This is a genomic window from Ferdinandcohnia jepli, from assembly GCF_047246645.1.
Taxonomy (GTDB): Bacteria; Bacillota; Bacilli; order Bacillales; family Bacillaceae_L; genus Ferdinandcohnia.
On sequence record NZ_JBFOKR010000001.1, the window covers coordinates 272,838 to 298,991 of the forward strand.

Annotated in this window: 29 protein-coding genes; 23 read left to right on the forward strand and 6 right to left on the reverse strand. The window is 35.3% G+C overall.

Features of this window, described 5'->3' with window-relative positions; translation table 11 throughout:
- Positions 1–136 precede the first annotated feature (136 nt).
- From AB3M96_RS01420 to pyc, 3 genes are all read left to right on the forward strand, one after another.
- Positions 137–418: an Fpa/YlaN family protein gene (locus AB3M96_RS01420; protein ID WP_412965769.1), complete on the forward strand. Its 282-nt coding sequence runs from the start codon at positions 137–139 to the stop codon at positions 416–418.
- 427 nt (positions 419–845) lie between these two features.
- On the forward strand, positions 846–2,063 hold the full coding sequence (gene ftsW / locus AB3M96_RS01425) for a putative lipid II flippase FtsW (RefSeq protein ID WP_412965770.1): 1,218 nt from the start codon (positions 846–848) through the stop codon (positions 2,061–2,063).
- Between the two features lie 92 nt (positions 2,064–2,155).
- A complete protein-coding gene (pyc, locus tag AB3M96_RS01430; RefSeq protein ID WP_412965771.1) occupies positions 2,156–5,596 on the forward strand; it encodes a pyruvate carboxylase in 3,441 nt (1,146 codons plus the stop codon).
- A 39-nt stretch (positions 5,597–5,635) separates the two neighbouring features.
- Here the strand turns inward: pyc and AB3M96_RS01435 are convergent, their stop codons facing one another.
- Positions 5,636–6,613, reverse strand: coding sequence for a COX15/CtaA family protein (locus AB3M96_RS01435; RefSeq protein WP_412965772.1), 978 nt, complete (start codon positions 6,611–6,613; stop codon positions 5,636–5,638).
- A gap of 596 nt (positions 6,614–7,209) precedes the next feature.
- Between AB3M96_RS01435 and cyoE the strand changes: the two genes are divergently transcribed.
- From cyoE to AB3M96_RS01480, 9 genes are all read left to right on the forward strand, one after another.
- The gene (cyoE, locus tag AB3M96_RS01440; protein ID WP_412965773.1) at positions 7,210–8,145 is read left to right on the forward strand and encodes a heme o synthase; all 936 of its coding nucleotides are present in this window, start codon (positions 7,210–7,212) and stop codon (positions 8,143–8,145) included.
- A gap of 263 nt (positions 8,146–8,408) precedes the next feature.
- A complete protein-coding gene (coxB, locus tag AB3M96_RS01445) occupies positions 8,409–9,488 on the forward strand; it encodes a cytochrome c oxidase subunit II (protein WP_412965774.1) in 1,080 nt (359 codons plus the stop codon).
- Between the two features lie 30 nt (positions 9,489–9,518).
- On the forward strand, positions 9,519–11,387 hold the full coding sequence (gene ctaD / locus AB3M96_RS01450) for a cytochrome c oxidase subunit I (RefSeq protein WP_412965775.1): 1,869 nt from the start codon (positions 9,519–9,521) through the stop codon (positions 11,385–11,387).
- Positions 11,387–12,007 (forward strand): cytochrome c oxidase subunit III, encoded by a 621-nt coding sequence (gene ctaE / locus AB3M96_RS01455; RefSeq protein ID WP_412965776.1) that lies wholly within the window; start codon positions 11,387–11,389, stop codon positions 12,005–12,007. Before ctaD ends, ctaE begins: the two co-directional genes overlap by 1 nt.
- Positions 12,008–12,011: 4 nt before the next feature.
- Positions 12,012–12,347 (forward strand): cytochrome c oxidase subunit IVB, encoded by a 336-nt coding sequence (gene ctaF, locus AB3M96_RS01460; RefSeq protein ID WP_412965777.1) that lies wholly within the window; start codon positions 12,012–12,014, stop codon positions 12,345–12,347.
- A gap of 669 nt (positions 12,348–13,016) precedes the next feature.
- A complete protein-coding gene (gene ctaG / locus AB3M96_RS01465; protein ID WP_412965778.1) occupies positions 13,017–13,931 on the forward strand; it encodes a cytochrome c oxidase assembly factor CtaG in 915 nt (304 codons plus the stop codon).
- Between the two features lie 44 nt (positions 13,932–13,975).
- Positions 13,976–14,443, forward strand: a complete 468-nt coding sequence (locus AB3M96_RS01470) for a DUF420 domain-containing protein (RefSeq protein ID WP_412965779.1) — start codon at positions 13,976–13,978, stop codon at positions 14,441–14,443.
- A gap of 277 nt (positions 14,444–14,720) precedes the next feature.
- Positions 14,721–15,230, forward strand: coding sequence for a GNAT family N-acetyltransferase (locus tag AB3M96_RS01475; protein WP_412965780.1), 510 nt, complete (start codon positions 14,721–14,723; stop codon positions 15,228–15,230).
- Between the two features lie 140 nt (positions 15,231–15,370).
- A complete protein-coding gene (locus tag AB3M96_RS01480; protein WP_412965781.1) occupies positions 15,371–15,721 on the forward strand; it encodes an Asp23/Gls24 family envelope stress response protein in 351 nt (116 codons plus the stop codon).
- Between the two features lie 37 nt (positions 15,722–15,758).
- On the opposite strand, the gene AB3M96_RS01485 is transcribed toward AB3M96_RS01480, so the two are convergent.
- Entirely contained in the window at positions 15,759–16,127 is a 369-nt protein-coding gene (locus AB3M96_RS01485; protein ID WP_412965782.1) for a YugN family protein, read from the reverse strand.
- A 322-nt stretch (positions 16,128–16,449) separates the two neighbouring features.
- Between AB3M96_RS01485 and safA the strand changes: the two genes are divergently transcribed.
- The 3 genes from safA to AB3M96_RS01500 all read left to right on the forward strand — a co-directional run bounded on the left by safA (position 16,450) and on the right by AB3M96_RS01500 (position 18,765).
- Positions 16,450–17,070, forward strand: a complete 621-nt coding sequence (gene safA / locus AB3M96_RS01490; protein WP_412965783.1) for a SafA/ExsA family spore coat assembly protein — start codon at positions 16,450–16,452, stop codon at positions 17,068–17,070.
- Between the two features lie 33 nt (positions 17,071–17,103).
- Positions 17,104–17,529 (forward strand): CBS domain-containing protein, encoded by a 426-nt coding sequence (locus AB3M96_RS01495; RefSeq protein ID WP_412965784.1) that lies wholly within the window; start codon positions 17,104–17,106, stop codon positions 17,527–17,529.
- 231 nt (positions 17,530–17,760) lie between these two features.
- Complete coding sequence (locus tag AB3M96_RS01500) at positions 17,761–18,765, forward strand: CAP domain-containing protein (protein ID WP_412965785.1); 1,005 nt, start codon at positions 17,761–17,763, stop codon at positions 18,763–18,765.
- 60 nt (positions 18,766–18,825) lie between these two features.
- Here the strand turns inward: AB3M96_RS01500 and AB3M96_RS01505 are convergent, their stop codons facing one another.
- Complete coding sequence (locus AB3M96_RS01505) at positions 18,826–19,182, reverse strand: hypothetical protein (protein WP_412965786.1); 357 nt, start codon at positions 19,180–19,182, stop codon at positions 18,826–18,828.
- A gap of 19 nt (positions 19,183–19,201) precedes the next feature.
- Positions 19,202–19,687 (reverse strand): PaaI family thioesterase, encoded by a 486-nt coding sequence (locus AB3M96_RS01510; RefSeq protein ID WP_412965787.1) that lies wholly within the window; start codon positions 19,685–19,687, stop codon positions 19,202–19,204.
- Between the two features lie 148 nt (positions 19,688–19,835).
- On the opposite strand from AB3M96_RS01510, the gene ylbD reads away from it, so the two are divergent.
- The 5 genes from ylbD to AB3M96_RS01535 all read left to right on the forward strand — a co-directional run bounded on the left by ylbD (position 19,836) and on the right by AB3M96_RS01535 (position 22,126).
- Entirely contained in the window at positions 19,836–20,222 is a 387-nt protein-coding gene (gene ylbD / locus AB3M96_RS01515; protein WP_412965788.1) for a spore coat protein YlbD, read from the forward strand.
- Positions 20,223–20,239: 17 nt separating this feature from the next.
- On the forward strand, positions 20,240–20,479 hold the full coding sequence (locus AB3M96_RS01520) for a YlbE-like family protein (RefSeq protein WP_412965789.1): 240 nt from the start codon (positions 20,240–20,242) through the stop codon (positions 20,477–20,479).
- Between the two features lie 344 nt (positions 20,480–20,823).
- Positions 20,824–21,219: a hypothetical protein gene (locus AB3M96_RS01525; RefSeq protein ID WP_412965790.1), complete on the forward strand. Its 396-nt coding sequence runs from the start codon at positions 20,824–20,826 to the stop codon at positions 21,217–21,219.
- Between the two features lie 79 nt (positions 21,220–21,298).
- Complete coding sequence (locus AB3M96_RS01530; protein ID WP_412965791.1) at positions 21,299–21,742, forward strand: YlbF/YmcA family competence regulator; 444 nt, start codon at positions 21,299–21,301, stop codon at positions 21,740–21,742.
- Between the two features lie 108 nt (positions 21,743–21,850).
- On the forward strand, positions 21,851–22,126 hold the full coding sequence (locus tag AB3M96_RS01535; RefSeq protein ID WP_412965792.1) for a YlbG family protein: 276 nt from the start codon (positions 21,851–21,853) through the stop codon (positions 22,124–22,126).
- Positions 22,127–22,237: 111 nt separating this feature from the next.
- On the opposite strand, the gene AB3M96_RS01540 is transcribed toward AB3M96_RS01535, so the two are convergent.
- A complete protein-coding gene (locus AB3M96_RS01540) occupies positions 22,238–22,627 on the reverse strand; it encodes a DUF7147 family protein (RefSeq protein ID WP_412965793.1) in 390 nt (129 codons plus the stop codon).
- A gap of 267 nt (positions 22,628–22,894) precedes the next feature.
- On the opposite strand from AB3M96_RS01540, the gene AB3M96_RS01545 reads away from it, so the two are divergent.
- The 3 genes from AB3M96_RS01545 to coaD all read left to right on the forward strand — a co-directional run bounded on the left by AB3M96_RS01545 (position 22,895) and on the right by coaD (position 24,712).
- Entirely contained in the window at positions 22,895–23,020 is a 126-nt protein-coding gene (locus AB3M96_RS01545) for a hypothetical protein (RefSeq protein WP_412965794.1), read from the forward strand.
- Positions 23,021–23,651: 631 nt separating this feature from the next.
- Positions 23,652–24,227, forward strand: coding sequence for a 16S rRNA (guanine(966)-N(2))-methyltransferase RsmD (gene rsmD, locus AB3M96_RS01550; protein WP_412965795.1), 576 nt, complete (start codon positions 23,652–23,654; stop codon positions 24,225–24,227).
- Positions 24,224–24,712 (forward strand): pantetheine-phosphate adenylyltransferase, encoded by a 489-nt coding sequence (gene coaD, locus AB3M96_RS01555; RefSeq protein ID WP_412965796.1) that lies wholly within the window; start codon positions 24,224–24,226, stop codon positions 24,710–24,712. The genes rsmD and coaD overlap by 4 nt, the downstream gene beginning before the upstream one ends.
- Here the strand turns inward: coaD and ylbJ are convergent.
- Positions 24,709–25,935 (reverse strand): sporulation integral membrane protein YlbJ, encoded by a 1,227-nt coding sequence (gene ylbJ, locus AB3M96_RS01560; RefSeq protein WP_412965797.1) that lies wholly within the window; start codon positions 25,933–25,935, stop codon positions 24,709–24,711. The genes coaD and ylbJ overlap by 4 nt on opposite strands.
- Between the last annotated feature and the right edge of the window lie 219 nt (positions 25,936–26,154).

The following is a 26,154-nucleotide window of genomic DNA, read 5'->3' on the forward strand; positions in this document are numbered from 1 at the left end:
ACTAAATAGCAAAAAATTGATTTACACCTGCCTAAAAGTAAGTGAGCCCTGTCTATTTATTCTTGCAATTTTGTAGTATACAGGTTAATATTTATAGATAGGATTAGGTATCGCTTCTGAACGGAGGGGTTTTGAATTGACGTCTGAGATTACAATAAATCATCGTGAGAAAGCATTGTCATTATTAAAGGCCGATGCTGATAAAATACTAAAACTTATTAAAGTTCAAATGGATAATCTAACTATGCCTCAATGTCCTTTATATGAGGAAGTATTAGATACGCAAATGTTTGGATTATCTAGAGAAATAGATTTTGCAGTAAGATTAGGTTTAATAGAAGCGCTTGAAGGGAAAGAGCTTATTTCGAAATTAGAGCGTGAACTATCCGTTCTTCATGAAGCCTCGACCAAAAAGTAGAAAAACGTTGCTTGATAAAACTCAAATTATCCTATAATTGGATAATTTGAGTTTTTTTATAAAGTATAATAGATTACGATATATTGTTAGGAAGAAAGTAAGTTTAATAGAATCATTTTTTAAGATATGCAGGATTTTCGTGATGTTAATCGAAAAAGTATAGTACAATAAAAAAAATAACTTCTTCGCATATTGATTTCTATATGCGAATCCGGTAAACAATCAGTGGGGAAAAACAAACCCGCCGATTGAAGTTTCAGTTTATCCAGGTGTAATCGTCCGTAAAAACTCCCACATTACAATGTGATTTGGAACAAAGGTATTCATGTGGGAGATAACGGACGTTAACACCCCGATTGGTTCAACTAACAATTAGTGGGGAAAGCCCCCACTAATTGAAGTTTCACTTTATAGAGGAAGATGTCAAATGCTAAAAAAAATTCTAAAATCATACGATTATACACTGATACTTGCTGTATTCCTTTTGTGTTCGTTTGGACTTGTTATGGTCTACAGCTCTAGTATGGTACTAGCCACAGCTCCTAAGTTTGGAGAAAATCCAACGTTCTTTTTTGATCGCCAAAGAATGGCGTTATTGATTGGAACGGCTGCCTTTCTTTTTGCAATGATATTTCCTTATAAAATCTACTCGAACAAAAATTTATTACTGCTTATCGTGTTAGGGTCAATGGGTATGCTGCTTCTTGTATTTGTGGTCGGTCATACTGCTAATAATGCACAAAGCTGGATTATGGTTGGGGCAAGGGGTATCCAGCCCTCAGAGTTTACTAAGCTGAGTGTAATCATCTATTTGGCAGCGGTCTACTCTAAAAAGCAGGCTTATATTAACAATTTTGGGATAGCAGTTATGCCACCAATTATTTTTACTTTTTTTATCTGCCTTGCGGTTGCCATTCAGCCTGACTATGGGACGGCCTTTATAATTGGTTTAATTGCCTTATCGGTTATCGTTTGTTCAGGTATGGGAATTAAAAGTATTGGCAAATTGCTTTTATTAGTAGCAATTACTGCCGCACTTATCTCTCCAATAATAATGATAAAAGCTGATAAGATTTTTACAGATGAGAGAATATCTCGTTTTACTGGCTTTGCAGATCCTTTTAGTAGCCAAGCGGGTGATGGATACCAGCTTGTTAATTCATATATCGCACTTGGATCAGGGGGCTGGAAAGGGTTAGGATTAGGTCAAAGTATCCAAAAATTTAACTACTTACCCGAAGCGCATACTGATTTTATTATGGCTATTATCGCTGAAGAACTTGGTTTGTTCGGTGTTCTGTTTGTCCTTCTATTATTAGCCTACATTGTATTAAGGGGATTTCAGATTGCCAGGAAATGTAATGACCCTTTTGGGAGTTTACTGGCTATAGGTATTTCTTCTATGATAGCGATACAAACCTTCATTAACTTAGGAGGATTAACAGGTTTAATACCAATAACAGGAGTTACTCTACCATTTATTAGTTACGGAGGGTCTTCACTCTTACTATTAATGTTATCAATGGGAATTTTAATCAATGTATCAATGTTTACTAACTATCATTTAATGTACAGTAATAAGGAGAAAAAGCCCCAAAAGAACAAAGTTCAGCCATTTCAAAAAAACTATGTCTCTTATAGATAAGTAAACTATCTATACTTGATTATAAATATGTTATACTATTTTTAAATGTGTTATACTATTAAAAATTGTAATACCAATAAAGGAGGAAAAAGATGAAAAAGAGCATCAAGAAAGTACTAGTTGCAAACAGAGGAGAAATAGCTATTCGTATTTTTAGAGCATGTACAGAATTAGACATCCGTACAGTTGCGATTTATTCAAAGGAAGATGCAGGATCTTATCATCGCTATAAAGCAGATGAAGCCTACTTAGTTGGTGAAGGTAAAAAACCAATTGACGCTTATTTAGATATTGAAGGAATTCTTGAAATCGCAAAAGATAATAATATCGATGCGATTCACCCCGGCTATGGATTTCTGTCAGAAAACATAGAGTTTGCAAGGCGTTGTGAAGAAGAAGGGATTATTTTTATTGGTCCTAACACAAATCACTTAGATATGTTTGGGGATAAAGTAAAAGCCAGACATCAAGCTGAACTAGCTGAAATACCAGTAATACCAGGTAGTGATGGACCACTTAAAAATCTAGAAGAAGCTGTTCATTTTGGAGAAATAAATGGTTATCCAATTATTATTAAGGCTTCTTTAGGTGGTGGTGGACGTGGCATGCGTATTGTTCGAAGTCAAGCCGGCTTGAAGGAATCGTACGAACGTGCAAAGTCTGAAGCCAAGGCAGCATTTGGCAGTGATGAAGTATATGTAGAAAAATTAATTGAAAATCCTAAGCATATTGAGGTTCAAATTATTGGAGATAGTCAAGGAAATATCGTTCATTTATATGAACGTGACTGTTCCGTACAACGTAGACATCAAAAGCTAGTTGAGATAGCACCGAGTGTTTCCTTATCAGATGAATTACGTAATGAGATTTGTGATGCAGCTGTTAAGCTTATGAAAAACGTAAATTATGTAAATGCAGGAACAGTAGAATTTTTAGTATCTAATAATAAATTTTATTTTATTGAGGTTAACCCTAGGGTACAGGTTGAGCATACAATTACTGAGATGATTACTGGAATTGATATTGTCCAAACTCAGATATTAGTTGCTGAAGGACATTCTATACATAGTGATTTAGTGTCTATTCCACATCAGGAGTTTATAAAAACACATGGTTTTGCCATTCAATCACGTGTAACTACAGAAGATCCATTAAATAATTTTATGCCTGATACAGGAAAAATTAATGCTTATAGAAGTGGTGGAGGGTTTGGTGTTCGTCTTGATGCTGGAAATGGATTCCAGGGAGCAGTCATTACTCCATTTTATGATTCGTTATTAGTAAAACTATCTACGCATGCATTAACTTTTGAGCAAGCTGCAGCGAAAATGGTCAGAAACTTAAAGGAATTCAGAATACGAGGTATTAAAACGAATATTCCTTTCTTAGAAAACGTTGTGAAGCATAAGAAGTTCATTAATGGGGAATATGATACTTCGTTTATCGATTCTTCACCGGAGTTATTTATTTTTCCAAAACGAAAAGACCGTGGAACAAAAATGCTGTCCTACATCGGAAATGTAACAGTAAATGGTTTTCCTGGAGTAGAAAAAAGAAGAAAGCCCGTGTTTGATAAGCCAATAGTACCAAAGGTAAAACATACAGAACCTATTAGTAGCGGTACAAAGCAAATACTCGATCAATATGGTCCAGAAGGCGTTGTTAAATGGGTAAATGAACAAAAACAAGTATTGTTTACTGATACAACGTTTAGAGATGCTCATCAATCATTACTGGCAACACGTTTCAGAACAAATGATATTAAGCATATTGCGGAACCAACAGCTCGTTTATTACCAGAACTGTTCTCACTAGAAATGTGGGGTGGTGCAACATTTGACGTTGCATATAGATTCCTTAACGAGGATCCATGGGAACGATTATTAACGTTACGTCAGCAAGCACCAAATATTCTATTCCAAATGTTATTACGTGCTTCAAATGCAGTAGGATATAAAAACTACCCAGATAATCTTATTCGTGAGTTTGTCGAGAAGTCTTCTCAGGCAGGCATTGATGTATTCCGTATTTTTGATAGTTTGAACTGGGTTAAAGGTATGACTTTGGCAATTGACTCTGTCCGAAATAACGGCAAAATTGCTGAGGCTGCAATCTGTTATACAGGTGATATCAGTGATCCTTCTCGAACAAAATATGATTTGAAATACTATAAGGACTTAGCTAAAGAACTTGAAGCATCTGGAGCTCATATTCTAGGTATTAAAGACATGGCTGGATTATTAAAGCCACAAGCAGCTTATGACCTTGTTTCAGCATTAAAAGAGACAGTTTCAATCCCAATTCATTTGCATACACATGATACTAGTGGAAATGGCATTTATACGTATGCGAAAGCAATTGAAGCTGGTGTTGATATTGTAGATGTTGCCGTGAGCTCAATGGCAGGCTTAACCTCACAACCAAGTGCTAGTACATTGTTATATGCATTGGATGGAACTGACCGCAAACCTGACTTATCAGTTAAGGCATTTGAACAGCTCTCAAGCTACTGGGAAAATGTTAGAAAATATTATCAGGACTTTGAAAGTGGAATGAATGCTCCGCATACTGAAATCTATATGCATGAGATGCCAGGTGGCCAATATAGCAATCTTCAACAACAAGCAAAGGCTGTCGGGTTAGGAAGTAAGTGGGAAGAAGTTAAGGTAATGTATAGAAGAGTTAACGATATGTTCGGAGATATTGTCAAGGTTACACCATCTTCAAAGGTTGTTGGTGATATGGCTCTTTATATGGTTCAAAATAATTTAACTGAAGATGATATCTATGAAAGAGGAGAAACATTGGATTTCCCGGATTCAGTGGTTGAATTGTTTGAAGGTTATTTAGGCCAGCCTTATGGAGGTTTCCCAAAAGAGCTTCAAAGAATTATTCTTAAAGGACGCGAGCCGTTGACCGTCCGTCCGGGAGAACTATTAGAATCTGTTAATTTCAATGAACTAAAGGAAACATTATATCATTCCTTGAATAGACAGGTTACTAGTTTTGAACTCATCTCATATGCCTTATATCCAAAGGTATTCATGGATTACCAAAAAACGTTTGAACTGTATGGTGACATATCAGTACTTGATACGCCAACCTTCTTTTATGGTATGAGATTAGGAGAAGAGATTGAAGTAGAAATAGAACAAGGAAAGACACTTATAGTAAAATTAGTTTCAATTGGTGAGCCTCAAGCAGATGGAACACGAGTTGTTTATTTTGAATTAAATGGTCAACCACGTGAAGTTATTATTAGAGACACTAGTATCAAAGCAACTGTCGTTGCGAAACTGAAGGCTGATAAGGAAAATCCAAAACATATTGGTGCTACGATGCCTGGTACAGTTATAAAAGTACTTGTTTCAAAAGGAGAGAAAGTCAATAAGGGAGATCACCTTATGATTACTGAGGCAATGAAAATGGAAACAACAGTTCAGGCTCCATTTACAGGGACAGTAAAAGAAATTCATGTCTCTAATGGTGAAGCGATTCAAACAGGGGACTTATTGTTAGAACTCCAAGAATAGAAAAAAGAAGAGAAGCAACTTGCTTCTCTTCTTTTTACGTTATTGAGCAGGTATGGTTTGATTTTGGTTTACTTGTTCTTCTTTTGATTTATCTATATTATTTGCAAGTAGGGCCTCATTTTTCTTACTTCTAGATGAAAGTAAAATAAAATAACTGAAAACCCCAAATAAACAAGCTATAAATAAAGCATGAGCCAAAGCGATAAATAAGTTTAGATTTGTGTAAACAATTACAGCGCCAGAGGCTACTTGGACAGATACTAAGCCTAAAGCAATTATCCAACCCCAGTATAGTACTTTTTCATGTTTATATCGTTTTATTATTTGAAGTGTCAAAAGTAAAACCCATATAAAAATTCCACCAGCTAGGACACGGTGCCCCATTTGGATCCATTCATGCATTTGAGTAGGTAAGCCTATTTGATTATAATTGCAGACTGGCCAATCCGGACAAGCTAAGGATGCACCTACATGCCTTACTAGTGCTCCAGTATAAACCACTATAAAACTATAAATGGTTAAAGCATAGATTTGAGTTCGTAGCTTTTTGTCAATAATAAGAGAATCAGCATCAAACTTCTTGTCCACCTCAAAAATAAGTAATGTTAAAAGGAGTACGGATGCAAATGAAATGAGGGAGATTCCAAAATGTAATGCAAGGACAACATCTGATTGTCCCCAAACTACTGCTGCTGCACCTATTAGACCCTGTAATAAAAGGAAAAAGAAAGATATAAAAGCTAAAAACTTTGTTTCTCTAATGTGTCCAATTGCTTTCCAAGCCCATATCGACAATACAAGAACTAATAAACCGACGACACCTGAGACAACTCTATGACTTAGCTCAATCACAAGCTCGAAATTAATTTCATCAGGTATTAACTCACCGTGACAGAGTGGCCATGTTTCACCACAACCGGCACCAGATTCAGTCTTAGTAACAAGAGCACCGCCTATTAGAACAAATAACATACCGATCGTAGCTGCAACTGACAACCACTTTAAGGAGCGGCTCAAAAAAATCACCTTCTTACATATTTATAACTTATATTTTTCTAATACTTAAATAAGTCTATACGATATTCATCATATCTAATATATCGATAAATATCAAAAATTAAACATAAATTACATACTTATCGATAGTACACAATTTATCAACTCTTTACAACCATTTAAAAATGAAATTTTTTTAAAATTATTATAGTAAAAAAGGTTGAATAATCTTGAGGAGTTTGCTAGAAATAGATAGGGGAGTTATTAATATTTTATTACACTCCGATCTTCAAACTAATAAACACTATTATTATAGTGGAAATAGTATTTATATCATATTGGAAGTTATATCTTCAGGACACAAAATAGTCATAAATTCTTAACAAAATGTTCACAAAAAATCATAAAAATGTGATTTAATATACAGAAAGGGTATTTTTTAATATAATTTATAATATCCGTAACATAATAAACTTCAATAGCATTGAGATATGTATTGCGTAACTATTTTTACTACCTAATTAGTAGAAAACGCTTTAATTTTTGAAAATGCATTTTTTATTTGTTTAAGTACCTGGAGCATTGTAATAATGCACGTTAATTTAAGGAGGCTCACGATGAATAGCACAAAATCTGTATTGATTACAGATAAAAATTTATCAAATGATGTAAATCGTGATGAATATAAAACTACAGCATATAAAGACTTTTTAGCCCTTATTAAAATAGGAATAGTAAATTCTAATTTAATAACAGCTTTTACAGGTATCTGGCTTGCACTCCATTTTACCGGTCAGAGTTTTCTTCAAGAATTAGATATTGTTCTATTTACTTTAATAGGCTCTGCTCTTGTGATAGCAGGATCTTGTGCAATTAATAATTATTATGATAGAGATATTGACCATTTAATGGACAGTAAAAAAGAGCGTCCGACTGTAACTGGAAAAATTAATCCAAATCATGTGTTAGTAATGGGTATATTACTCATACTAATAGGAACTGCTTTCTTATTATTAACAACCGTTATGGCAGCAGTTATTGGACTTGTTGGAGTTTTTTCATACATTTTCCTCTATACAATGTGGTCTAAACGCAGATATACGATCAATACAGTAATTGGTAGTATTTCAGGAGCAGTTCCTCCGTTAATTGGCTGGGCTGCAATTGATTCCAACTTACATTTGGTTGCATGGATTTTGTTTTTAATTATGTTTATATGGCAACCTCCACATTTCCTTGCACTTGCAATGAAACGTGTTGATGAATATAAAGCAGCAGGGGTTCCAATGCTTCCTGTTGTTCATGGATTTGATATTACAAAAAGACAAATTGTAATTTGGGTATTATGTTTATTTCCATTACCATTTTATTTATTTTCACTTGGCTTACCTTTCGTAATTCTTGCAACTCTTCTTAATATTGGTTGGTTGTTTTTAGGAATCAAGGGATTTAAGATGAAAGATGACTTAAAATGGGCAAAACTAATGTTTGTATACTCGCTTAACTATTTAACAATTATGTTTGTAGCGATGGTAGTTGTTACACTAGTGTAAGTGAGTTTCAAAATATAACATATAATTCCTTCTATATTTTATAGAAGGAATTAATATCTTTTTATCTAAGGGCTCTAGTACATACAATTGCAGTTATTAATAGTACAAAATGAAGTTCATTCACTTCAATTTAAAAATGACTGATCATTACGTTTTCCATTCAAATGTGGTGAACTCATTTTATACCTAAGTAACAATATAATGTATTAAGCCTTTTTAAAAGATAGTAGTAATAAAAATTGAAAGAGGGGTTTGATTAAGCTATGAAAAAATGGCTACCAAACATGCGCTTGTTTACTCTATTTAGTTTCATGGCGCTTCTGTTAGCAGGCTGTGGGGAACCATACATTTCTGCACTTCAACCAGCTGGTGAAGTTGCAAAAATGCAGTATGATTTAATGATTCTTGCTACATTAATTATGGTAATCGTAATCGCAGTTGTAACAGTAATTTTTATCCTAGTAATACTCCGTTTTCGACGTAAAAAAGGGGACGAAAACAAAATTCCGAAGCAGGTTGAAGGAAGTCACAAACTAGAAATTATTTGGACTGTTATACCTATTCTTTTACTTTTAGTTTTAGCGGTTCCTACAGTATCTGCTACATTCCAATTAGCTGATGTATCTGCAATGGATGAAGAAACACGTGATGAAAATGCAGTGGTAGTGAATGTAACTGCAAATCTTTATTGGTGGGAATTCGAATATCCAGATCATGGTGTTGTGACAGCTCAAGAATTAGTTGTACCAACTGATGAGAAGGTTTATTTCAATCTTAAAGCTGCAGATGTAAAACACTCATTCTGGATTCCTGCTGTTGGTGGGAAAATGGATACTAATACAGAAAACACAAACCGCTTCTGGTTAGAATTTGATTCTGCAAAAACAAAAGAGGCTGGTGGATTATTCTACGGAAAATGTGCTGAGCTTTGTGGTCCTTCTCACGCATTAATGGACTTTAAAGTTAAACCACTTCCTAGAGATGAATTTGATCAATGGATTGGGAAAATGACTGCAGCTAAAGACGCAGGTAATCCAAAAGCTGAAACTGATTTAGCAAAAGCTGGTGAAGAATTGTTCACTGCAAACAACTGTATTTCTTGTCATGCTATTAACCCAGGGGAAAAACGCCCAACTGCACCAAGCTTAGCTAATTTTGGTGATCGTTCTAGTATCGCAGGTAGATTAGAACATACAGAAGAAAACTTAAAAACATGGATTAAGAACCCAGAAGAAATAAAGCCAGGTAACAGTATGACAAACACATATGATCATAAGGCTTTAACTGAAGAGGATTTAGATGCTCTTACTGAATATCTAATGGGTCTAAGTGTTGAAGATTAATGTTGAGTATTGAATAAGGAGGTCACATTTGTGAGTACGTTAACCCAGAAAAAAGGGTTTGGCGCTACTTTATGGGATTACTTAACAACAGTAGACCATAAAAAAATCGCTAAACTTTATCTCATAGCTGGTGGCTTCTTCTTCCTCCTTGGAGGATTAGAAGCACTAATTATACGAATTCAGCTTGCAGTTCCTGATAGTAACTTTGTAAGTGCCGGCTTTTACAATGAAGTATTAACAATGCATGGTACGACAATGATATTCTTAGCTGCAATGCCACTTTTATTTGGATTCATGAACGCGATAATGCCACTCCAAATTGGTGCGCGTGACGTTGCATTTCCATTTGTAAATGCATTAGGTTTTTGGTTATTTTTCTTTGGAGGACTATTTTTAAACCTTAGTTGGTTTTTAGGTGGAGCTCCTGATGCAGGGTGGACTTCTTATGCATCACTTTCTTTACATTCTGAAGGACATGGTATTGACTTTTATGTACTTGGACTTCAAATTTCAGGTATTGGTACTTTAATTGGTGGTATTAACTTCTTAGTTACGATCATTAATATGAGAGCACCAGGTATGACGTATATGCGTATGCCATTATTCACATGGTCAACATTTGTTGCGTCAGCATTAATTCTTTTTGCTTTCCCACCATTAACCGTTGGATTAGCATTAATGATGATGGACCGTATTTTTGGAACTGGTTTCTTCCAGCCAAGCATGGGAGGAAACACCATTATCTGGGAGCATTTATTCTGGATCTTTGGTCACCCAGAAGTATATATCTTAATCCTACCGGCATTCGGTATTTTCTCTGAGATATTCGCAACTTTCTCAAGAAAACGTTTATTCGGATATTCTTCAATGGTATTCGCTACTGTTTTAATCGGATTCTTAGGTTTCATGGTTTGGGCTCACCACATGTTTACAACTGGTTTAGGTCCAATCGCAAATGCTATTTTTGCTGTTGCAACAATGGCTATCGGGGTACCTACTGGTATTAAGATTTTTAACTGGCTCTTAACAATGTGGGGTGGATCCATTAAATTCACAACACCTATGTTATATGCAGTTGCATTCATACCTTCTTTCGTAATGGGTGGGGTAACTGGTATTATGCTAGCTTCAGCTCCAGCTGATTATCAGTACCATGATTCTTATTTCGTAGTTGCTCACTTCCACTATGTAATTGTTGGTGGGGTAGTATTTGGTCTTTTAGCTGGTACACATTACTGGTGGCCAAAAATGTTTGGAAGAATGCTTAATGATACATTAGGAAAGGTTACTTTCTGGTTATTCTTAATCGGCTTCCATTTAACATTCTTTATCCAACACTTCCTTGGACTAATGGGTATGCCTCGTCGTATCTTTACGTTCTTACCTGGTCAAGGGTTTGAAGCAGGTAATGCAATTAGTTCTGTTGGTGCTGCATTTATGGCAGTAGCAGTTCTTGTTCTACTATATAATATTGTAAAAACTTCAATAAATGGTCCTGTTGCAAGTGGTGACGCATGGGGGGATGGCCGTACGTTAGAATGGGCTGTTTCATCTCCAGCATTAGAATACAACTTTAAGCAACTGCCTTTAGTTCGTGGCCTTGATGCACTTTGGGTAGAAAAAATGCAAGGTAAAAAGGAAATGACTCCAGCTGAACCACTGGGAGACATTCATATGCCAAATGGCTCTATCTTACCTTTAACTATCTCATTAGGTTTATTTGTAGCAGCATTTGGTTTCTTATATCACGACGAAAAGGCATGGTCATTAGCAGTATTGTTAATAGGTGGACTTATCACTTTCGGATCTATGTTCTTACGCTCATTAAAAGATGATCACGGATATCACATCCATAAAGAAGATATCGTTAATGATGATGATAAGGGGGTTAAGGCATAATGCATGTTGAAGAAAAATTAACAGCTGAAACATTTCCTGCAGAGCCTGAAAAAGCGACCCTTGAAGGAAAAAATAAATTCTTAGGCTTTTGGTTATTCCTAGGTGGAGAAACTGTGCTATTTGCCTCATTATTTGCAACATATTTAGCTCTAAGAGGTAATCATGGTACTGGACCATCATCACAGGAAATATTTGAAATACCACTTACATTTGCTGCCACAATGTTGCTTTTAACAAGCTCACTTACAAGTGTGTATGCAATGTACCATATGAAAAACTTTAATTTTAAGAAGATGCAACTTTGGTTAGGTATAACCGTATTATTAGGATTCGCATTCTTACTCTTGGAAATTTACGAGTTCAATCACTATGTACATTTAGGTCATACTATAACTAGTAGTGCATTTGGTTCATCGTTCTATGTACTCGTAGGGACTCACGGAGCTCACGTTGCATTTGGTTTATCTTGGATTCTTACACTAATGATACGTAATGCAAAACGTGGTCTGGATTTGCATAATGCACCTAAGTTTTATGTAGCTAGTTTATACTGGCACTTTATCGACGTAGTTTGGTTGTTCATCTTTACTGTCGTATATTTAATGGGAATGGTGGGATAAACTGATGGCGACAAATAATTCAAATTCAGGTAACCCTAATGTTGATTTAGCGTATCGTAGACGAAAAAGTGCAGAAGAAATGAAGTTTCAAGTTGTTTCATTTGTTCTCATGTTATTTTTAACTTTAATTGCTTTTATAGCAGTTGGCTATGAGCATTATACAGCTTGGTTTGTTGTTCCTTTCATCATTCTTTTAGCTGTAGTTCAGTTAATTTTACAATTGTATTATTTCATGCATATGAGTCATAAAGGACACGAAGCTCCAAAGTTATTTTTATTCTCTGGAGTATTGGTTGCAGCGATAACTGTTCTTGCATTTATGACAATCATTTGGTGGTAAGATTTAGAAAGTCGACTTTTTAGTCGGCTTTCTTTCTTTAATTTGTAAGAAAGCATAAAAGGTTCAACTGTTTCTGTGTCTGGCTCCAGCGCCTAGCCAGTTTTCCTACCTGAAAAAGCTTCTTCGAGTATCTTGCGCAAAAGCTCTGCTTTTAAGCAGCTCGAGTTCGCTTCACCCCTCCTGCGGCGGCAACACTAGGGAATGCTTCGTGAGGATTATCCTCGCAGGAAAAAGCTTTGCTTTTTTTCGAGCCTCCTCACTGAAATGCTGAAGCGGCTTGGTCAGAAACGAGGAAATTGGAGACTCCGACAAAAGAGGCGTCTTTTGCCTCTGACGGAGGGGTTGAAATTTCTCGAGTTTCTTGCCGCTGAAGCTGGACAAGTCAGGGTTCCGACGCACAGGACGTGCTAGTACCGACGAAGACATAAGGACGTGGCGACATTAGTCGGCCAGCGCTTGTCGGACTTGCACAGGATGTGCTGACATCGACGTTCGCCACAGGACGTGGCGGCTATTAGTCGATGTTCCTTTTTCCAAGGCGCTTGCGCTTTTCTTATTGGTATAATTTGAATTCACAAATTGTTCATATTTGGTTTGTTTGCTTGACCCATCGAGCAAGGTTATAATTAATAATATATGTAGATTGTTTACTTGTGAGGTGATATAGACATGTCATTAGATATTTTTGGTTTCCGAGCTCTTTGGAGTCCCTATTTCTTTCTTTCATTAACGGTAATTACATTACTTTATTTTTTACTTGTTGGTCCATTAAGGCACCGATTCTCAAATACAGAACCCACTTCACTTAAGACGAAGCTTTTATTTGTATCAGGGATCATAACTTTATATATTTTCAAGGGAAGCCCGATGGACTTAATGGGTCACATTATCTTTAGTGCACACATGACACAAATGGCAATGGTGTATTTGGTAGTACCGCCTTTGCTTATCCTGGGAATTCCAAATTGGATATGGAGAATCGTAGTTAATAACGTTTATGTAAAACCAATAATGAAGTTTTTTACAAAACCACTAATAGCTCTTATTGTTTTTAATGGTGTATTCTCTTTTTACCATATCCCAATGATTTTTGATCATGTTAAAACAAACATGATACTTCATTCCTTAACTACCACTGTTATTTTTATTGCTGCTTTCTTTATGTGGTGGCCACTACTAAATAAACTTGAGGAGTGGGGAACTTTAAGCGGTTTGAAAAAGGTTGGATACATCTTCGCAGATGGTATTTTACTAACGCCGGCCTGCGCGCTTATTATCTTTTCAGAAACCGCCATGTATGCGACTTATACAGAGCTGGGTGCGTGGATAAATGCTTTACAACTTTGCGTTCCTGCATCGATGTTATCGGGTATTAATTTAACTGGACCAGAGATGTTTAACTTTATGCCTGTTCTTGAAGATCAGCGTACTGGTGGAGTTATCATGAAAATTATCCAAGAAATTGTTTACGGTATTTTATTAGGATTTGTGTTCTTTGAATGGGTTAAAAAAGAGCGCGAACAAGATAGAATCGATGAGCAACTGCTTGAGTCGGAAAAATTTACTGAACCACAAACAAATTAAAAACAAATATAAATAACTTGTATATTGTTTAAGAGGAGTTAATCATGGAAGCTAGTTTACCTATTTTACCAACAATTAGTACTACCTTTATCGTTTTGAGTGCAGTAACAGTTGCCATTGGTTGGTATTTAATTAAACAAAAGAAAATTGAAGCACATAAAAAGACCATGACGCTTGCAGCAGTGTTTGCTTTAATCTTTTTCATCATTTATATGTCTAGAACAATTTTTATGGGTAATACCTCATTTGGTGGTCCAGATGAAATGAAAATATATTATACAGTTTTCCTTGTATTTCATATTTTCTTAGCAACAACTGGTGCTGTTTTTGGGATAATCACTCTTTATTTAGGGTATAAAAATAACATCAAAAAACACCGTAAGATAGGACCCATCACAAGCATTATTTGGTTTTTCACTGCGATAACAGGTGTAGCTGTATACTTTCTGCTATATGTGTTATATAGTGGTGGAGCAACAACTTCACTTATCAAAGCAATCTTAGGTTTCTAAAGTATGTAATATGTATAAGGTGTTGTAGAATATAATATTCTATAGCACCTTTTTTTTGAGTGAAAAGTATGATTTGTTTATTACCTTTGTAAGTAACTGTAGCCAGAATATAAGGATAGTCATTCGTAGAGTTTACAACTGAATACTTCATTTTTCTAAATTTTTCTCAGGTAAATATCTTATTCGCTTCTTTATCAATTAGTAGAGGTTACTCATCAGTTGCATCTCCATTACAGAGATCTATTTACCTATTTTTCGATAGAAGGGAGAGTTTAGGATGATTGAAATCTTTACGGAAAACTTGCTATTGGTACCGTGTTCGCTTGATATAGCTAAATCGTTAGTATTTCATCGACAAGAGCTTGAAACAAGATCTCCTATTTCAATTCCGTCAAATTGGCCATCGTCAATGATCACAGGTATTCTTCCATTTTATATTGAAAAACTTGAAAAGGATGAAAGTTTTTATGGGTGGGGACTCTGGCTCGTTATTAACTATGCTGACAAACGAATTATCGGAGATCTTTATTTACAAGGAAAACCTGACAAAAAGGGAACTGTTAACTTGTCATATACTATGAATCATGATGTTCATAATTCTAGGCTAACCTATGAAGCAGTTGATGCATTAATTGATTGGTTAACAACTCAAACTGAAGCTAAAAAGGTAATTACCGAATGTAGTGATAACAATTATCAGTCAATTCAATTATTCGAAAAACTTGGAATGAGATGTACCAAAAAGGACGGAAAATTTTTAATGTGGGAACTCAGAAAGGTAATCTAAAGGGGCCAACTCTTCTCTTTGGATTGCTTTTTTTACCTTCATGTTTATTTTGTCTAGACTAGTGCCCAATTTTACCTTGCTGCATATGCTAACTACTAACCCACTGTTTTGATATCTTACACAAAAGGAGTGTGTTTGTATTGGTAAAAAGAACGCTTGAGAGAGGGTCTTTATACATTAAGAGTGATGTTTTGGCGATGATAACCGAGATTTGTGTGAAAGAAGTAGCAGGAGTAAGTATACTAGCAGGTTTTAAGGATGGGTTCTCTGGATTAATAAATAAGAATTATCAAAAAAAAGGTATCACAGTTATCGAAGATGAGGATGAAATCAGAATAGAAGTCAAAGTAGCACTCGAATACGGTGTGAAGATAAGACAAACTTGTGAATTACTGCAGGCGGCCATTCTACACGAGATTAAAAGCATGACCGGAATCAACTTATCTAACTTAACGATTAAGGTAGAGGGACTAACTACTGAAACAACATAAAAAAGGAACAGTAATCTGTTCCTTTTTTCAATAGTCATTATGCATTTATAACTGCTTCGATATTTTCCTTCACTTGTGAAAGCAGTTTTGAAGATTGGTCTACAAGAGAGTTAGGGAAGGTTTCACCATCACCATATTCAACACCATGTGGATAATAGTACTTACCTAATAGTGGTGTAAGTAATTTTACCACTGTATGTCGTGCATTCTCTTCAATTTCACCTTCGATTGCAAACCCTTGAACCCGCAAATAGTAAATTTCACCTTTTACTTCAAATTTACGATCATATGTAACACGTTGGTAGTCCCATTGACCAGCTAGGATAAATCCTGCTTCTCTCATTATGTCTGTTAATCTAGATAATTCGATAGATAAACCTTCTATCCCTGCATTTTCGAATCTCATTTATATCCCTCCAAAAACGTAAAACCATTTTATATGTTCTCAGTATAATAATAGTACGAAAATAAACAAGTTGCAACGTAAAGATATTTTTTGACATGAATCTTTCATTTATGACGGTATTCTATAAGTAAAAAATACGTTTAGATCCGGAAGCGCTTTAATTCTAACAAATAAATTACCTTTAAATATTATCACTACACTAACTCAAATTTCTCCATTCCTATTTTTAGTTTGCCAAAAACAAAGCTTAATTTAAAAAAATTTTTATTTAACGTGAAATTTTCTATATTTTGGTCAAACTAACATGGAAAGGAGGGTAAACATGATTAAAAAGTTGATTGTATTATGTACAAGTTTATTGTTTTTTATTGGTGGTCCACTTATAGCAAATGGACAAGGTACTACTACATATACTGTACAACCAGGGGATTCTCTTTGGAAAATTGCAGTACGCTATCAAGTAGGATTGTCAGAAATTATTTCAGCAAATCCACAGTTTTCCAATCCAAATCTTATTTATCCGGGACAAAAAGTTACGATTCCAATTATTGATAGTGTAAAGAGTATTGAAAATCAGGTTATCCAACTAACAAATCAGCAGAGAGCAAAGAATGGCCTTCCTGCATTAAAGGCTGACTGGGAGCTTTCAAGGGTTGCACGATACAAGTCAGTGGATATGAGAGATAAAAATTATTTTTCTCATACTTCACCAACCTATGGATCACCATTTACAATGATGAAGAATTTTGGAGTGTCATATAGAACGGCTGCTGAAAATATTGCTGCTGGTCAAAGGACACCTCAGGAGGTTGTAAATGCATGGATGAACAGCCCGGGACATCGTGCTAATATCTTAAAATCTGATATTACTCACATTGGAGTTGGCTATGCTGAAGGTGGCTCTAAGCGCCATTACTGGACTCAAATGTTCATAGGAAAATAATTTGTATGTTTGGGATAAAGGTAGGAGGTCATTATGGAAACTGTACGAGATGTAATGAGTACGGATGTAGAATATTGTACTCCCAAAGATAATGTGTATGAAGTAGCTGTGAAAATGAAAGACTTGGATGTTGGTGCAATCCCCATTCTTGAAGACAATAATTTAATTGGAATGATAACTGACCGCGATTTAGTTGTAAGAGGATATGCAGAAAAAAGATCTGGATCAAATCAAGTCACGAATGTAATGAGTGAGAATCTAATTACATGCTCTCCTGATACTTCACTTGAAGAAGCATCAAATCTTATGGCAAAGCATCAAATTAGACGGCTACCTGTAGTTGAAAATGGACAACTTGTAGGTATCGTTTCTCTAGGTGACTTGGCAACATATAAAATGTCTGACGAAAGAGCAGGCGAAGCACTAAGTGAAATATCAGAGCATGACCAACTTCATTAAGTTTATAAAAGGCACCAGACTGGTGCCTTTTTACTATACATATTTCTTAGCTCTTACTTCATTTAAGTTTATACCATGAATTTCATTGTTAGTAAAAACTTCTTCTTCATATGAATAAATCTATTAAATTTTTTATATACATAGTAGAAATAGATTTGAAGTTGGGGAGGGATTCTTCTGAGAATAGCAAAGGTTAGCATTATTGTACTCATTTTTATCTCTAGCATTTATATGATTTCTACTAAAACTGGTAGCAATTCAGTAAAGGTTGCTGAACAGTCGACAACTTTGTCAGAAACCCCAAAGGTTACAAAGGAAAATACCCTTCAACAAAAACAAAAACTACATAAGTATGATGGCCTCTTTTCTTATATTGGAATGAAAACAACTGATTTAAAAGATATACTTGGTGAGCCTACTAGGATTGATATTTCATCTTATGATTATCAATGGTGGATATATAATTCAAACCCTCAAAATTATATACAAGTAGGAATGCAAGATGGCAAGGTTGTAACGGTTTATGGTACTGGAAATAATGTGAATGTTTCTCCTTTTTCTATAGGACAACCTATTGAGGAGATCACAACTAAAGGATTAATCAAACAAACCGTCTCATTAACGGTTGAAAATAACCCATATCGTTTCGAAATTTCAGAGGAAGAAATGAGAGCTAGGCCACTCATTGCAATGGGGAATGTATATGTACAGCTATATATAGATACTTTTACAAATAAAATATCGAGTATCCGCTTTTTAGATGGGGAAACGCTTATTAAACAAAGACCGTATGAACTTGTCTACCGTGGACAATTACTTTCAGCAGAAGAAGTTTCGAGTGAAGAATGGAAGGATATTGAGGAGGGTAACACTGCACAAATCCTGGATATTACCAATGTTATTAGAGTTAGACACGGACTTTCTGTATTAAAATGGGATGACAAAACTGCAAAGGTAGCCTATTTACATAGTAAGGACATGAGCACAGCTAATTATTTTGATCATATTTCTCCTACCAAAGGTGGGTTAGCTGACCGATTAGAAAAAGGAGAGGTTATTTACCAGGTAGCTGGTGAGAATATTGCAGCAAAATATGTGGACGGTATTGCAGCTGTTGAAGGATGGCTAAATAGTGAAGGACACCGTGAAACACTTTTAAATGAAGAATACAATTTTCTAGGGGTAGGAGTTTACGAGAAGTACTATACACAAAACTTTATACGAAAGTGGGAGTAATAATTTAGGTGAGGAGCAGAATTAAGTTCTGCTCCTTTGTATTGCTTTTTATATGTGTTACTAAGGTAGTATATTGTAATGGATAAAACGAAAGGAATCTTCCTTCCATTCACCGATACATTTAATCTCATCTCCTACATTTATTGTAGGTGCAGTAAAATCTTCTTTCACGGGAAGTATACATTTAGCATTAACAGTTGTTGTAGGTGTTTTTACTTTTAATTCTGTAACGTATATAAACTTATGATAGTAAAATCTTTGTTTTTCTTCACTTTTATTTATAACGCGTCCATTTATAATTGCTTCTTCTTTTATATTTTCTAACGCTTCCCAATTTTCTTCAAACTTTTTTCGCTCTCGTTTAGATAAAATATAGAAATATAGAATTATTGCTGGGATGAGGATTGCTGTTACCATTATTACACCTCATAAACCTTTATTTTGGCCTTTGTATGATGAAGAAACTTCCTGTAGCATGTGCAATTAAAACACCGTCATCACGGAATACTTTACCCTCGGTTACACATATTTTTGATCCTTTATGTATCATAGATGCAACGCAACGTAGTTCACTTCCCGTTCCAGGAGCAACATAATTTATTTTCATTTCAGTTGTTACAGCCGCTTTATCATCTGGGAGTAGGTGGTGTACCAAGGATCCCATTGTTGAATCAAGCAGTGTTGCGGTTATACCACCATGAACAATATTTATAGCATTTTGTATTAACTGTGTATTTGGAATAGTAATCTCATAGGTGTTATCGTTTACTATGTTTCGGCTAGAATTGAGAAGCCCTCCTATATAAGACCCGTTCTGTTTCGTTTGTTTCCTAATTACGCCATCAATTACTAGCTCCATGGCATGTTTTTCATCTTCAGTTGCCGCTTTAAGAAATTTTTCTAACTTTCTTATTAAGTCCATTATTTGTACCTCAGATTCTTTTGAATTTTTCTATATATTTATTATTTTATCAACTACCTGTGAACTTTGGCAATTTAAAATGGGCGAACACATCTCATTACAGAAGATAAAATATAGTAGGCTATTGTATGTAAATGAGGTGAGTTGCATGGGAAAAAAATTACATCCTTCTATACAGGAGTTTAAAAGTTTTGTTAAAGAACATCCTGTTTTAGTTCAAGAAGTTAGAAAAGGGAAATATTCTTGGCAAGAAATTTATGAAGATTGGTATTTGTTAGGGGAAGATGATGAAAAATGGAACAAATTTAAGGAAAAGAACAGTAAAAAGAAAGAATCTAACAAAGATGATTTTATAGGTAAGATCTTTTCGACATTTAAAAACGTTGATGTAAACGATCTTCAACAGCAGATTTCAAATGTTGGAGAAGCAATTTCAACTATACAAACAGTTATTCATCAATTTCAGTCCTTTAAAAATCCAAATTCTGCGAATACGCCCCATAGACAACAACCATTTGTGTTTAGAAAGGACTAGAAAGAAGGGGGCTAAGGATGAGGAAAGAGACCCTTGACTATATTCAATCTAATAAACAACTTCAGTCATTTATTCGTGAAAATCCTATATGGTACCGAAGGTTAACAAGAAATCCAAATGATTTACAACGAATGCAGATTGAGGCCAGGGAATATTATAAGCAAACATTTCCACATAAAATTAAAAAGTTTAATAACTCATTAGAGATGGCGTCTTTCATGCTACAGATGTACCAAGGCATGAGACAGAGTGATTAGGAAGGAGTAACATTGGGTGTTACTTCTTTTTTTGGTTGTTTAGGAAATTATAAAATTTTATGATATGGATAACTTGAAAAAAGTTATCCAAGTCCAGCTCCAGCGCCTAGCCCCTCGAGGTCGCTTCACCCATCCTGCGGCGGCAACAGCCTCCTCGTCGGGGTTCCAGCGCTTGTCGGACATGCACAGGATGTGCTGACATCGACGTTCGCCACAGGACGTGGTGGATGTTAGTCGATGTTCATCTTCAAAGGCGCTTGCGCTTTTCTTAGTTTTGGTAACTTTAAAATTTGTGATAAAGCTATAACAATCGGAAAAACTAGGTAAAAGAGGAGTGAAATGCAATGAGTAAATTACTTTTAAGCAAAATTTTTTTACTTAGTTTCCTAATGGGCCAATTTGATAAACCTCTTCATGTGCACATGTCTGAATATCAACTTAATAGCTATACAGTTCTAGCTAAGCAAGATTTTCAGGTAATACATAAAGTCAAAAATAATAATGTGTATATTGAATGTTTTATTTCTGATTTTACCTTTACAAATAAGGAAGGAATGAAAAAAGCAGGTGAAGGACATTTGCAGGTCATAATTAATGGAAATAAGACAGAAAACTTTTCTACTGCAGCTTTTGTTGTTAAAGGATTATCGAAAGGAGAACACACATTAACATTAAGAGTTGTCCACAATGATTTGACCTACTATCCATTATCAAAAACAATTAACGTAGTAATAAAATAAGTGAGTTATATAACACATAAGTATCTACAAGTCGCTATTCTTTTAAAATCATGGTATAGTGATTGTGGAGGTGTTAAGGTTGATTGCAACAATTGAAAGAGTCTTTATTTTAGAGGAAGCAGAGAACATTGCATCGATGATATTACAATCTGAATTAGCTGATGAATACCGCAGCTGTTTATATAAATTACAAAAGGATAGAGAAGCGCAAAGATTAATTAATGATTTTCAGAAAATGAAGGATAAATACGAGGAAGTTCAAAGATTCGGGAAGTATCATCCTGATTTTCGAACAGTTTCAAAGGAAACCAGGGAACTAAAAAGAAAACTCGATCTTCATGAAACAATTGCAGCTTTTAAAAAGGCAGAGGATGATCTTCAAAAAATACTTGATGAAATAAGTGTTTTATTGGGACGTTCAGTATCTGAATATATAAAGGTACCAACTGGGAATCCATACTTTGATTCCATCTCTAGCTGTGGCGGAGGCTGCGGAAGTGGTGGAAGCTGTGGTTGTAGCTAAAAGTTACGAGTTTTCTGAACTTTACTAGTTTTCTACTTTATTTAACTTGTAAAAATTTGACTGGTTTGCTAGACTATTTAGTAAGCATTTGTTTAAAGGAGAAAAACTATGTTCGGACAGCGTCAAGGAATTATTGTTTGGCTGCAATCATTAAAGCATGTAAAATTGCTGCGAAAGTTCGGCAACATACATTACGTATCAAAACGTTTAAAATACGTTGTTATATATAATGATATGGAAAATACCGAATCAATTGTAGGTAAACTTAAATCATTATCTTATGTAAAAAAAGTAGAACCTTCATATAAACCTTTTCTTAAGATGGAATTTGAGAACAAAAGGCCAGACCGAGCAAAGGAATATGATTATAAGATTGGATTATAAAAAGCTTATCAAAAGCAAACTGCTTTTGATAAGCTTTTCTTTATGAGTAAATTATTTAGTTCGTGGCGTTTTTTAGTCGATGTTCCTTTTTTCAAGGCGCTTCCGCATTACTTATTTCATCGGTGGAAGATATCTGTTCATACGCAGTATTCCAATTAAATGTTGATAATAGAGTTCTTTTTCATTAAAAATTGTTGAAGGTTTTACGTCCAGTGTAATGATAGGAATATCTAATTCATCCGCAAGTTCCGAAAACAACATGTACCGTTTATTTGGTTTTTCTTCCGGATTAGGAATACCTTCACGACATATGTAAATTGCTTGAAAATCACCAGGGTTTGTTGGTTGAAAAGCTATTGCCAGCGATGTAACTTTATTATTATTAATAATTGTATTAAACGCAAATAACCTAGAAAGTCTGTCTTTGTTTCCTTTTGCAAGTTCAAGTAATTCATAAATGTCAGAATAGCCTTCGCCTAGTTCAATAAATCGTTGTATCATATTTCCTACCCCTTAAGAAGTTGTTTTAACATGTTAACTGTATCATGAAAATAGTAAAATTAAAATGTTTACTTAAGTAGGTACTAGAGTCTGATAGGGGGATAAATTAGAAAGAAGACATGATTTACGAAAATAATGGTGAAATCGGTGTTAAATAAAAGTAAAAAAACCCTGCAAGTTTTACCCGCAGGGTCCTTCCATTCCATGTTTTAATATCCGGTCACATGGAAGAAGGCAAAGGGAGAGGAGAAACCGGAGGAAGAACTTATGGGGAAACGTAAGTCTTCTCCGCGGTTGGCAACAACATCCTCGAATGATGTTGTTAATACTAATTATGACCAATTGAAAAATGTGTATACATGTACAATTATTTTTTTACTCGTTTTCGTTTAAAGAGGAGCTTTACGTAATATAGTATTCTCTTTTCCATTTTTCATAAAACTATTTAAGCAGTATACATAGGATGAAAGAAGAAAACTGAGATAAGATAATAGTGCATGGAAGTGCGATTAAATGATAAGATTACCCATACATAATATACTTATTATTAACAAACCTTTTAGTTTATGATAGGATTAGGATGTTGTTTTTAAAATGAAAAGAAAGTTTGAAAATTTCAACCGAGTTTTCGGTGTCTAGCTCCAGCGCCTAGCCCCTCGAGGTCGCTTCACCCCTCCTGCGGCGGCAACACTGAGGGATGCTTCGTGAGGAAAAACCTCGCAGGAAAAAAGCTTTGCTTTTTTTCGAGCCTCCTCGTCAGGGTTCCGACGCATAGGACGTGCTAGTGCCGGCGAAGACATAAGGACGTGGCGACTTTAGCCGGCCAGCGCTTGTCGGACTTGCACAGGACAAGGAAGGCTACGGCAGCATAGGCATCGCACGAAGAAAATGCGTAGCATTTTCGAGGATGTGCTGACATCGACGTTCGCCACAGGACGTGGCGGATGTTAGTCGATGTTCATCTTCAAACGCGCTTGCGCTTTTCTTATTATACATATTGATACTAGAATGTTGGTGAAAAGGTATGAGAGTTGTTTCGGGAACAAAGAAGGGTTTGCACTTGAAAGCGGTACCAGGCACGTCTACTCGTCCTACAACAGACAAAGTTAAAGAAGCTATTTTTAATATAATCGGCCCTTATTTTGATGGGGGAATTGGGTTGGATTTATTTGGTGGCAGTGGTGGTCTGGGAATTGAAGCTCTTAGCAGAGGGATTGAGAAGATTATCTTTGTTGATCGTGATCAAAAAGCCATTCAGACAATTAAAGCCAACCTGGAAATTTGTAAACTTAGTGAACACGCTGAAATTTATCGCAATGATGCAACAAGGGCTATGAAGGCTCTAGTAAAAAGAGATATCCAATTTGACTTAATTCTTTTGGATCCACCATATAAACAACAAAAAATAAATCAATTATTACAAGAAATAAGTGAACATAGCTTATTATCTAAAAATGGTTATATTGTAGCTGAGCATGGATCTGAAGTAACGTTAGACGAGTCTTTCGGTAAGATAAGTAAAGTCCGTTCCGAAAAATATGGAATTATCGGGGTATCAATTTATCGATATCTATTGGATGAGGAAGGAGAAATTGAATGACGAGAATCGCCGTATGTCCAGGGAGTTTTGATCCAGTTACTAATGGACACTTAGATATCATTAAAAGAGGCGCTAAGGTTTTTGATATAATTTATGTTTGTGTGTTAAATAATTCTTCAAAAAATCCGCTGTTTTCCGTTGAAGAAAGAATTGAACTTTTGAAAGAAGTTACTAAAGATTTAGAAAATATAAAAGTTGAATCATTTCAAGGTTTATTAATGGATTACGCTAGTGAGAAGAATGCAAATGCTATTCTACGTGGACTTCGTGCAGTATCCGATTTTGAATATGAAATGCAGATAACTTCGATGAATCGTATATTAAATGAGGAAATAGAAACTTTCTTTATGATGACAAATAATCAATATTCATTCCTCAGTTCCAGTATAGTAAAGGAAGCTGCAAAGTATCATGGAAAGATTTCTGAATTAGTTCCTAAACCAGTTGAAGAAGCCCTAATAAAGAAATTTAAAAGCCCCTCTTAAAATCGGGGGCTTTTTATTTTGCCTGTGTAAATTAAGATGTATACAAGTAGAGAAAATATAGTTACAAGGGGACCAAATTTTATTAAGTTGTTCCAGATAATTTCGATCCATAGTGGTGTTTGTTCTTGAAGAAATACTGAAACGACTCCTCCTGTTCGTTCGCTATCAGGAAGATTTGCGTAAAGTGGCTTCCAAAGAACGAAAGCAAGTCCGCCAGCGAAAAAACCGTGCATGATTCTGGCAATAAAAAATGGTTTAAACCTTATATCTGTTTCTGCTAGAATACTTGCAACCTGTGCTTGAACAGATAAACCACAAAATCCTAAAACAAAGCTAACTATTATAACTTTAAATAGCAAGTCTACATCCGTAACTTGACTAGTCATCATCGAGCCGGTTGTAATTTCAAATAAACCGGAGATTAATGGAATACTTAGTTCAGGAGGTAAATGGATTAGTTTTAATAGTAAAGACAGTAAACCACCTACAATAGCAATGATATTTACTAATGAGAGTAATTTATTAAGCACCGAGAATAAGATAATGAATCCACCAATCATGAGCAATGTCTGGATGGAAGATGAAACTGCATCACCTAGAATTTGTCCAAAGGGTCTTTTCTCTCTTAGACGAGTTCGGTGTAATTCACGAAGAGCCTCAACTAAATAGCTTTTTCTTTCTTTTTTTTCTGGTTTTTTCTCTTCTTTACTACTGCCATGGAATCTCATAACCAGACCAACACAAGCGTTTCCAACATAATGACAAACTGCAAGTAACATGCCGAGTTTGGGGTTCTCGAAGAAGCCAACCGAGATGGCGGCAAATATGAACAATGGATTAGAAGCATTTGCAAATGAGACTAGTCTCTCAGCCTCAATAGCAGTTAATTGTTCTTCTTGGCGTAACCTTGCTGTTAGTTTTGCTCCAGCAGGAAACCCAGAAGCCATTCCCATAGCCCAAGCAAATCCCCCCACTCCAGGTACTTTAAATAGGGGTCTCATCAAGGGTTCAAATAAGACACCGATAAATCTTACAACTCCAAATCCTATCAAGAGCTCAGATATAATTAAAAAGGGCAATAATGATGGGAATACAATTTTCCACCACATTTCTAAGCCTACCCTGGAAGCATCGAGTGCTTCTTTAGGAAAATAAATCAGTGCAATGGTTAGTAATGATACTCCAGCAGCTATTACTACAGTCTTAAATCTCGAACGTGTCAATGGTACGCCTCCCACCGAAGTCTTCTTTTCTATACAATAAGTTAAAATGAGTGATAGAATAAAAGAGACCAAAAATATAAAATGTACTTGCTTCTATGTTTGTACATCTATTTCAATATACGTAATTAGGTAGTCAGTTTATACCAAAAAGAATGTACAAGTTTTCTTTATCATATTCATATACTGAAATATATTGAACTAAGAGTATGTTGGTATAGG

Coding starts and splice junctions, on each gene's coding strand:
- ftsW (WP_412965770.1), top strand. CDS start 846: ATGCTAAAAAAAATTCTAAAATCATACGATTATACACTGATACTTGCT.
- pyc (WP_412965771.1), top strand. CDS start 2,156: ATGAAAAAGAGCATCAAGAAAGTACTAGTTGCAAACAGAGGAGAAATA.
- cyoE (WP_412965773.1), top strand. CDS start 7,210: ATGAATAGCACAAAATCTGTATTGATTACAGATAAAAATTTATCAAAT.
- coxB (WP_412965774.1), top strand. CDS start 8,409: ATGAAAAAATGGCTACCAAACATGCGCTTGTTTACTCTATTTAGTTTC.
- ctaE (WP_412965776.1), top strand. CDS start 11,387: ATGCATGTTGAAGAAAAATTAACAGCTGAAACATTTCCTGCAGAGCCT.
- ctaF (WP_412965777.1), top strand. CDS start 12,012: ATGGCGACAAATAATTCAAATTCAGGTAACCCTAATGTTGATTTAGCG.
- ctaG (WP_412965778.1), top strand. CDS start 13,017: ATGTCATTAGATATTTTTGGTTTCCGAGCTCTTTGGAGTCCCTATTTC.
- AB3M96_RS01470 (WP_412965779.1), top strand. CDS start 13,976: ATGGAAGCTAGTTTACCTATTTTACCAACAATTAGTACTACCTTTATC.
- AB3M96_RS01475 (WP_412965780.1), top strand. CDS start 14,721: ATGATTGAAATCTTTACGGAAAACTTGCTATTGGTACCGTGTTCGCTT.
- AB3M96_RS01485 (WP_412965782.1), bottom strand. CDS start 16,127: ATGAGATTCGAAAATGCAGGGATAGAAGGTTTATCTATCGAATTATCT.
- safA (WP_412965783.1), top strand. CDS start 16,450: ATGATTAAAAAGTTGATTGTATTATGTACAAGTTTATTGTTTTTTATT.
- AB3M96_RS01495 (WP_412965784.1), top strand. CDS start 17,104: ATGGAAACTGTACGAGATGTAATGAGTACGGATGTAGAATATTGTACT.
- AB3M96_RS01500 (WP_412965785.1), top strand. CDS start 17,761: ATGATTTCTACTAAAACTGGTAGCAATTCAGTAAAGGTTGCTGAACAG.
- AB3M96_RS01505 (WP_412965786.1), bottom strand. CDS start 19,182: ATGGTAACAGCAATCCTCATCCCAGCAATAATTCTATATTTCTATATT.
- AB3M96_RS01510 (WP_412965787.1), bottom strand. CDS start 19,687: ATGGACTTAATAAGAAAGTTAGAAAAATTTCTTAAAGCGGCAACTGAA.
- ylbD (WP_412965788.1), top strand. CDS start 19,836: ATGGGAAAAAAATTACATCCTTCTATACAGGAGTTTAAAAGTTTTGTT.
- AB3M96_RS01520 (WP_412965789.1), top strand. CDS start 20,240: ATGAGGAAAGAGACCCTTGACTATATTCAATCTAATAAACAACTTCAG.
- AB3M96_RS01525 (WP_412965790.1), top strand. CDS start 20,824: ATGAGTAAATTACTTTTAAGCAAAATTTTTTTACTTAGTTTCCTAATG.
- AB3M96_RS01535 (WP_412965792.1), top strand. CDS start 21,851: ATGTTCGGACAGCGTCAAGGAATTATTGTTTGGCTGCAATCATTAAAG.
- AB3M96_RS01540 (WP_412965793.1), bottom strand. CDS start 22,627: ATGATACAACGATTTATTGAACTAGGCGAAGGCTATTCTGACATTTAT.
- AB3M96_RS01545 (WP_412965794.1), top strand. CDS start 22,895: ATGGGGAAACGTAAGTCTTCTCCGCGGTTGGCAACAACATCCTCGAAT.
- rsmD (WP_412965795.1), top strand. CDS start 23,652: ATGAGAGTTGTTTCGGGAACAAAGAAGGGTTTGCACTTGAAAGCGGTA.
- coaD (WP_412965796.1), top strand. CDS start 24,224: ATGACGAGAATCGCCGTATGTCCAGGGAGTTTTGATCCAGTTACTAAT.